Genomic DNA, 6,987 nt, shown 5'->3' with positions numbered 1-6,987 from the left:
CGGGTGCGGCGGGCGGCACGGCGTCGCGCCCGGACTCGCCGAGCGCGCGGACGAGGGCGGCGCGGGCCTCGGGCCGGGCCGTCACGACGCCCGTCGTCGCGGACAGCGGGAAGCGGGGGTCCGTCAGCGCGAGACGCAGTGCGTGCAGGTGGCCGACGAACCGTGTGTCGACGAGGGCGACCCGCTCGCCCGCGGGGGCGGCGGCGACCAGGCGCGCGGCGTCCGCGCCGTCGCCGGCGGAGCGCACGTCGAAGCCCAGGGACCTCAGATGGCCGTCGAGCGGCGATCCGGGCACCGGGTGACCTGTGAGGATTGCGGTCGACAGACGAACTCACTCCTTGGCACTGGCAGATCGGGGTGCGCGGGCCGCTGCACGTCGGCAGAGGCTATCGGATGAACTGAAGACCGAGTTCACCGACCGTTTACGCCTCGGACTCCCCGGTCTGCTGCGAGGTTGTGCGGGGATCGTCGACGACGGCACGGCCGGGCGCCACCCGCCGCGCCGCACGGCCCGGCCGTCAGCCTCTAGAGTGACGCCATGACGTGGCTGATCGCGGGCGGGGCGGGGTACATCGGCGCGCACGTGGTGCGCTCCATGACCGGGGCTGGTGAGTCGGCCGTGGTGCTGGACGACCTGTCGAGCGGCATCGCCGAGCGGCTGCCGGCCTCCGTGCCCCTGGTCAGGGGCTCGGTGGCGGACCGGGACCTGGTCGAGCGGGTGATCGCCGAGCACGGCGTGAGCGGTGTGGTGCATCTCGCGGCCAAGAAGCAGGTCGGCGAGTCGGTGGAGCAGCCGCTGCGGTACTACCGGGAGAACGTGGCGGGTCTCACGACCCTGCTCGACGCCGTCGTCGCGTGCGGCGTGCGCAGCTTCCTGTTCTCGTCGTCGGCCGCCGTGTACGGCAACCCGGACGGCTCCGGGCGCATCACCGAGGGGACGCCGACCGCCCCCATCAGCCCCTACGGGGAGACGAAGCTCGTCGGCGAGTGGCTGGTGCGTGCCGCGGGCCGGGCGCACGGGCTGTCCACGGCGTGCCTGCGGTACTTCAACGTGGCGGGCGCCGCGTCCCCCGAGCTGTCCGACACGGGCGTCTTCAACATCGTGCCGATGTTCTTCGACCGCATCACGCGGGGCGAGGCCCCGCGCATCTTCGGCACGGACTATCCGACGCCGGACGGGACCTGCGTCCGGGACTACATCCACGTCGCCGACCTGGCGGACGCGCACCTGGCCGTGGCGCGCGCCCTCGCCTCGCGCGACGGCGGGGACCTGACGGTGAACATCGGCCGGGGCGAGGGCGTCTCCGTGCGGGAGCTCGCCGCCGTGGTGGCGGACGTGACGGGCAGCGCGACGGCGCCGGTGCTGGAGGCCCGGCGCCCCGGGGACGCGCCGACGGCCGTCGCTTCGGTGGAGCGGATCACCGCGGAGCTGGGCTGGACGGCGAAGCGGGGGGTACGCGAGATGGTGGAATCCGCATGGGCCGGGTGGCGCCTCAGCCACCCCGCCACACCGGTCGGATGATCTGTCCGGAGCGCTGACCTGCGGGCATTTCCGCAGGTCAGATGAGATGACAACGGTGTTCAGCGTCGTGTTGCCCCATACCCCCTGCCCGTAGTTCACTGAGTCGTCGGACAGCGTTCGGGGAGGTGGCCCATGGGGGCAGGGCACGATCACGGGCACGCCCACGGCCCGCCGGGCGGCACGGTGACGACCGGCTACCGCAGCCGGCTGCGCGTGGCCCTCGCCATCACCCTGGCCGTGACCGCCGTGGAGATCGCGGGCGGTGTCGTCTCCGGCTCGCTCGCCCTGATCGCGGACGCGGGCCACATGGCGACCGACGCGCTCGGGCTCGGCATGGGGCTGCTGGCCATCCACTTCGCGGCGCGGCCCGCCGACGAGAGCCGCACCTTCGGGTACGCGCGTGCGGAGATCCTGGCCGCCCTCGCCAACTGCCTGCTGCTGCTCGGCGTGGGCGCGTTCCTCCTGTACGAGGCCGTCGAGCGGTTCATCGAGCCGCCGGACACCAGGGGCGGGCTGACGATCGCGTTCGCCGTCGTGGGCCTCGTCGCCAACGCCGTCTCGCTCCTGCTGCTGATGCGCGGGCAGCGCGAGAGCCTCAATGTGCGCGGGGCCTATCTGGAGGTGCTCGCCGACACCATCGGCTCCTTCACGGTCCTCGTCTCCGCCGGGGTCATCCTGGCCACCGGCTTGCAGCTCGCCGACCCGATCGCGTCACTGCTGATCGGTGTGATGATCGTGCCGCGGGCCGTGAAGCTGCTGCGGGAGACCCTGGAGGTGCTCCTGGAGGCGGCACCGAAGGGCGTGGACATGGCGGAGGTGCGGGCGCACATGCTGGCCATGCGCGAGGTGGTGGACGTGCACGACCTGCACGCCTGGACGATCACCTCGGGAATGCCGGTGCTGTCCGCGCACGTGGTCGTGGACCAGGAGGCGCTGGACGCGGCCGGCCACGAGAAGATCCTCCACGACCTGCAGAACTGCCTCGGCCACCACTTCGACGTGGAGCACTGCACCTTCCAGCTGGAGCCGGGCGGGCACGCGGAGCACGAGGCCGGTCTCTGCCCCTGACGGCCTCTTCGGGTGGCCGGCGGCGCCGGCGCCCGGGCCGGGGAACCCGACGACACGCGCGGGCGGGCACGGCCGACTCACAGCCGTCAGCCGTCACCCGTCAGCCGTCAGCCGTCAGCCGTCAGCCGTCAGCCGTCACGGCGTACAGCGGCGGCCGCCCGGCGCCGCGCCCGGAGTCCGGCCGCGCGGCGGGAAGCGGCTCCGGCACCACCGGGGCGAGGCGCCGACGCGACCATGGACGGGGTACCGCCGACTGCCGCCTGGCCCACGCGTCCGGCGGTCGGCACGGCTCTCGGGGCGGGGGTGAGGACGGCGCCCGCGAGTGAGAGGCGAACGGCGTCCTCGACGGCACGAGGGGGCGCGGGCGCGAGAAGTGGTGGTGCGTGGCGTGCGCGCGCCGCCCCCGCGACTCGGCGCGCCGCCTGGGCACCCGGACGGCGCGGGTGTCCGCCGCGGCAATCGTGGGAATGGATCATGACCGCGCCCCCGAAGTGCGGGCACGGGGTGCTTGTACGGCAGACTTGGGGGCCGAGGCCCGAAGCGAAGGACGGTTATGCCGACCACACCAGTCACCACGGCGGACAGCGCGCAGGCGGACGCACAGGAAACGATCTTGCTGGAACTCGTCGACGAGCAGGGACGCACGATCGGGACCGCCGAGAAGCTCGCCGCACACCAGGCACCGGGGCAGCTGCACCGGGCGTTCTCCGTCTTCCTCTTCGACGAGCAGGGCCGACTGCTGATCCAGCGCCGGGCGCTGTCCAAATACCACTCCCCCGGCGTGTGGTCCAACACCTGCTGCGGCCACCCGTACCCCGGCGAGGCACCGTTCGCGGCCGCCGCCCGCCGCACGTTCGAGGAACTCGGCGTCTCGCCGTCGCTCATGGGAGAGGCGGGCACGGTCCGCTACAACCACCCGGACCCGGCGTCGGGCCTCGTGGAGCAGGAGTTCAACCACCTGTTCGTGGGGCTCGTGCAGGCGACGCCCGCGCCCGACCCGGAGGAGATCGCGGAGTACGTCTTCGTCTCCGCCGAGGAGCTGGAGAAGCGCCGCGCGCAGGACGAGTTCTCCACCTGGTTCGTGACGGTCCTGGACGCGGTGCGCCCGGCGGTCAGGGAGCTGACGGGGGCGCAGTCGGGCTGGTGAGCGGCAGGGCCGCCCACACCACCTTCCCGCCGCCGGCGGTGTGCTCGACGTCGCAGGCACCGCCGGCCTCGCGGGAGATCTCCTGCACCAGCAGCAGCCCCCGCCCGCCCGGCCTGGTCTGGTCCCGCTCCAGCGGCTTCGGCCGGTAGGGGTGGTCGTCCTCCACGGACACCCTGAGCCAGGCGTCGTCCACGGCGACCTCGACCGCGACCTCGGGCGAGAGGACCGCGGCGTGGCGCACGGCGTTGGTCACCAGTTCCGAGACGATCAGCAGCACCATCTGGACCAGGTCGTCGTCCGCCGGCACCGCCTGGCGAGCGAGCAGGTCGCGGACCGCGTGGCGCGCCCGCGGCACGGACGCGTCGACGGCGGGGGCGGTGAAGCGCCACACCCCCTCGTACGGCAGTGGCCGGACCGGAACACTCCCGCGGCTGTCCATCCTGCGGCACCCACCCTTGTCTCGTTTCCCCGTTGGCCTCTCGCGGCACCGAGTCTTCGCGCGCCCGGGCGGGCCTTGGGACGCTGAACACAAGTCAGCGGCTATCGACGTTTCGCGACCGTGAGAGTCTGAAAACAGGGACCGATCGATCGGTTGAGCCCGAAGGGTGTCCGCAACTGTCCGTAGTGAGCGGCCTCCAGAACGGCACACGCATGGGGCATAATCCGGCGGCAGCCGACGGCGCCGGGGCGTAGGGAGCGGCGAGCGCCCGGAACGCCCGCAGCACGAGCCGGGCGCCCGCGTCCCCTTCCGTCCTCTCCCCCGTTCTCCCCCGTCCTCCCCCATCCGCCGCACGCCGCGCGGCCGTGCTCCCGCGACGCGCCCGGGCGGCGTACGCGGTGTGCGCCCGTCCGCGGCCCCGCCCGCCCGGGTGGAGGGGGCTTCGCGCCGCCGGCCGGCGACAGACCCCCTGTCGCGCCCGCGGCTGTCGCAGCCACCTGCCACAATGCAGAGCGCGTAACGGACACACAAGCGGAGCGTGACAGTGACGACGACCATCGAAGGCAGGATCGCCGAGGAACTCGGCGTACGGGAGCGGCAGGTCGAGGCGGCCGTTGCGCTGCTCGACGGCGGTTCGACCGTCCCGTTCATCGCGCGCTACCGCAAGGAAGCGACCGAGATGCTCGACGACGCGCAGCTGCGGACCCTGGAGGAACGCCTGCGCTATCTGCGGGAGCTGGAGGAGCGCCGGACGGCCGTGCTCGACTCCGTGCGCGAGCAGGGCAAGCTGGACGACGCGCTGGAGGCCCGCATCCGGACGGCGGACACCAAGGCCCGCCTGGAGGACATCTACCTGCCCTACAAGCCCAAGCGGCGCACGAAGGCGGCGATCGCACGCGAGGCCGGCCTCGGGCCGCTGGCGGAGGGCCTGCTGGCCGACCCCTCGGCCGAACCGGCCGCGGCCGCGGCGGCGTTCGTGGACCCGGACAAGGGCGTGGCCGACGCCGCCGCCGCCCTCGACGGCGCCCGCGCGATCCTCACCGAGCGCTTCTCGGAGGACGCCGACCTGATCGGCGAGCTGCGCGAGCGGATGTGGGGGCGCGGCAGGCTGGCCGCGAAGGTGCGGGAGGGCAAGGAGGAGGCGGGCGCGAAGTTCGCCGACTACTTCGACTTCACCGAGCCGCTGACGGAGCTGCCGTCGCACCGGGTGCTGGCGATGTTCCGGGGCGAGAAGGAGGACGTGCTCGACCTCACCCTGGAGCCCGAGGAGCCGTCCGGCGAACCGGGCCCGAGCGCGTACGAGAACATGATCGCGCGCCGCTTCGGCGTGGCCGACCGCGGCCGGCCGGGCGACAAGTGGCTGGCGGACACCGTGCGGTGGGCGTGGCGCACCCGCGTCCTCGTGCACCTCGGCATCGACCTGCGGCTGCGGCTGCGCACGGCCGCGGAGGACGAGGCGGTGCGCGTCTTCGCGTCGAACCTGCGCGACCTGCTGCTCGCCGCCCCCGCCGGGACACGGGCGACCCTCGGCCTCGACCCGGGCTTCCGCACGGGCGTGAAGGTGGCGGTGGTCGACGCGACGGGCAAGGTCGTCGCGACGGACACGATCTACCCGCACGTGCCGGCCAACAAGTGGGACGCGGCGCTCGCCTCGCTCGCGAGGCTCGCGAAGGAGCACGCGGTCGAGCTCATCGCCATCGGCAACGGCACGGCGTCCCGCGAGACCGACAAGCTCGCCGGGGAACTCTGCGCGAAATACCCCGAACTGGGGCTGACCAAGGTGATGGTGAGCGAGGCGGGCGCCTCGGTGTACTCGGCGTCCGCGTTCGCCTCGCAGGAACTTCCCGGCATGGACGTGTCGCTGCGCGGCGCGGTCTCGATCGCGCGAAGGCTCCAGGACCCGCTGGCCGAACTGGTCAAGATCGACCCGAAGTCCATCGGCGTGGGCCAGTACCAGCACGACCTGTCCGAGGTGAAGCTGTCGCGTTCGCTGGACGCGGTGGTCGAGGACTGCGTGAACGGTGTCGGCGTCGACGTGAACACCGCGTCGGCCCCACTGCTCTCCCGGGTGTCGGGAATCAGTTCGGGCCTCGCGGAGAACATCGTCACGCACCGCGACACGAACGGCCCGTTCACCTCGCGCAGGGCCCTGAAGGACGTGGCGCGGCTCGGCCCGAAGGCGTACGAGCAGTGTGCCGGGTTCCTGCGCATCCGGGACGGCGAGGACCCGCTGGACGCCTCCAGCGTGCACCCCGAGTCCTACCCGGTCGTGCGGAGCATGGTGAAGTCGGCGCGCACGGAGGTCGCGGCGCTCATCGGCAACACGTCGGTGCTGCGGTCGCTGAAGCCCGGTGACTTCGTGGGCGACTCGGTCGGCCTGCCGACGGTCACGGACATCCTGCGCGAGCTGGAGAAGCCGGGGCGCGACCCGCGGCCCGCGTTCAAGACCGCCACCTTCAAGGAGGGCGTCGAGAAGATCGGCGACCTGTCCCCGGGGATGATCCTGGAGGGCGTGGTCACCAATGTGGCCGCGTTCGGCGCCTTCGTCGACATCGGTGTGCACCAGGACGGCCTGGTCCACGTGTCCGCCATGTCGCGGACGTTCGTGAAGGACCCGCGGGACGTCGTCAAGCCCGGCGACGTGGTGCGGATCAAGGTGCTCGACGTGGACATCCCCCGCAAGCGGATCTCGCTGACCCTGCGGCTGGAGGACGAGCCGGGCGCGGGACGCGCGGAGGGCGGCGGCCGCGACCGGACCGAGGGGCGCGCCCCGCAGCAGCGCCAGGGCGGCGGTCGCGACCGGCGCGGTGG

The 6,987-nt window shown here is 73.1% G+C and carries 5 protein-coding genes and 1 pseudogene; 4 read left to right on the top strand and 2 right to left on the bottom strand.

The annotated features are described in order from the left end of the window. Nucleotides 1-325, bottom strand: a pseudogene (locus L1885_RS20420) (CDP-alcohol phosphatidyltransferase family protein); the annotation flags it as partial. 213 nt (nt 326-538) lie between these two features. Here L1885_RS20420 and galE point away from each other — a divergent pair. From galE to idi, 3 genes are all read left to right on the top strand, one after another. Continuing rightward, the gene (gene galE / locus L1885_RS20415) at nt 539-1,522 is read left to right on the top strand and encodes a UDP-glucose 4-epimerase GalE (protein ID WP_235798609.1); all 984 of its coding nucleotides are present in this window, start codon (nt 539-541) and stop codon (nt 1,520-1,522) included. 132 nt (nt 1,523-1,654) lie between these two features. Continuing rightward, nucleotides 1,655-2,590 (top strand): cation diffusion facilitator family transporter, encoded by a 936-nt coding sequence (locus L1885_RS20410; protein ID WP_235798608.1) that lies wholly within the window; start codon nt 1,655-1,657, stop codon nt 2,588-2,590. A 553-nt stretch (nt 2,591-3,143) separates the two neighbouring features. Beyond that, nucleotides 3,144-3,737 carry an isopentenyl-diphosphate Delta-isomerase gene (gene idi, locus L1885_RS20405; RefSeq protein ID WP_235798607.1) on the top strand — a complete coding sequence of 198 codons (594 nt, stop codon included), beginning with the start codon at nt 3,144-3,146 and terminating at the stop codon, nt 3,735-3,737. Here the strand turns inward: idi and L1885_RS20400 are convergent. Then, nucleotides 3,703-4,176 carry an ATP-binding protein gene (locus L1885_RS20400; protein ID WP_235798606.1) on the bottom strand — a complete coding sequence of 158 codons (474 nt, stop codon included), beginning with the start codon at nt 4,174-4,176 and terminating at the stop codon, nt 3,703-3,705. The genes idi and L1885_RS20400 overlap by 35 nt on opposite strands. 544 nt (nt 4,177-4,720) lie before the next feature. Here L1885_RS20400 and L1885_RS20395 point away from each other — a divergent pair. Beyond that, on the top strand, nt 4,721-6,987 hold a 2,267-nt coding region (locus L1885_RS20395; RefSeq protein ID WP_235798610.1), incomplete at its 3' end, for a Tex family protein.

Source organism: Streptomyces fuscigenes (genome assembly GCF_021556455.1).
Classification (GTDB): Bacteria; Actinomycetota; Actinomycetes; order Streptomycetales; family Streptomycetaceae; genus Streptomyces; species Streptomyces fuscigenes.
Note: the sequence above shows the minus strand (reverse complement) of the source record. Positions and strands in the feature narration are given on the sequence as shown.

Excerpts from the sequence above, each read along its gene's own strand:
- L1885_RS20410 (WP_235798608.1), top strand. The coding sequence starts at position 1,655 with ATGGGGGCAGGGCACGATCACGGGCACGCCCACGGCCCGCCGGGCGGC.
- L1885_RS20400 (WP_235798606.1), bottom strand. The coding sequence starts at position 4,176 with ATGGACAGCCGCGGGAGTGTTCCGGTCCGGCCACTGCCGTACGAGGGG.
- galE (WP_235798609.1), top strand. The coding sequence starts at position 539 with ATGACGTGGCTGATCGCGGGCGGGGCGGGGTACATCGGCGCGCACGTG.
- idi (WP_235798607.1), top strand. The coding sequence starts at position 3,144 with ATGCCGACCACACCAGTCACCACGGCGGACAGCGCGCAGGCGGACGCA.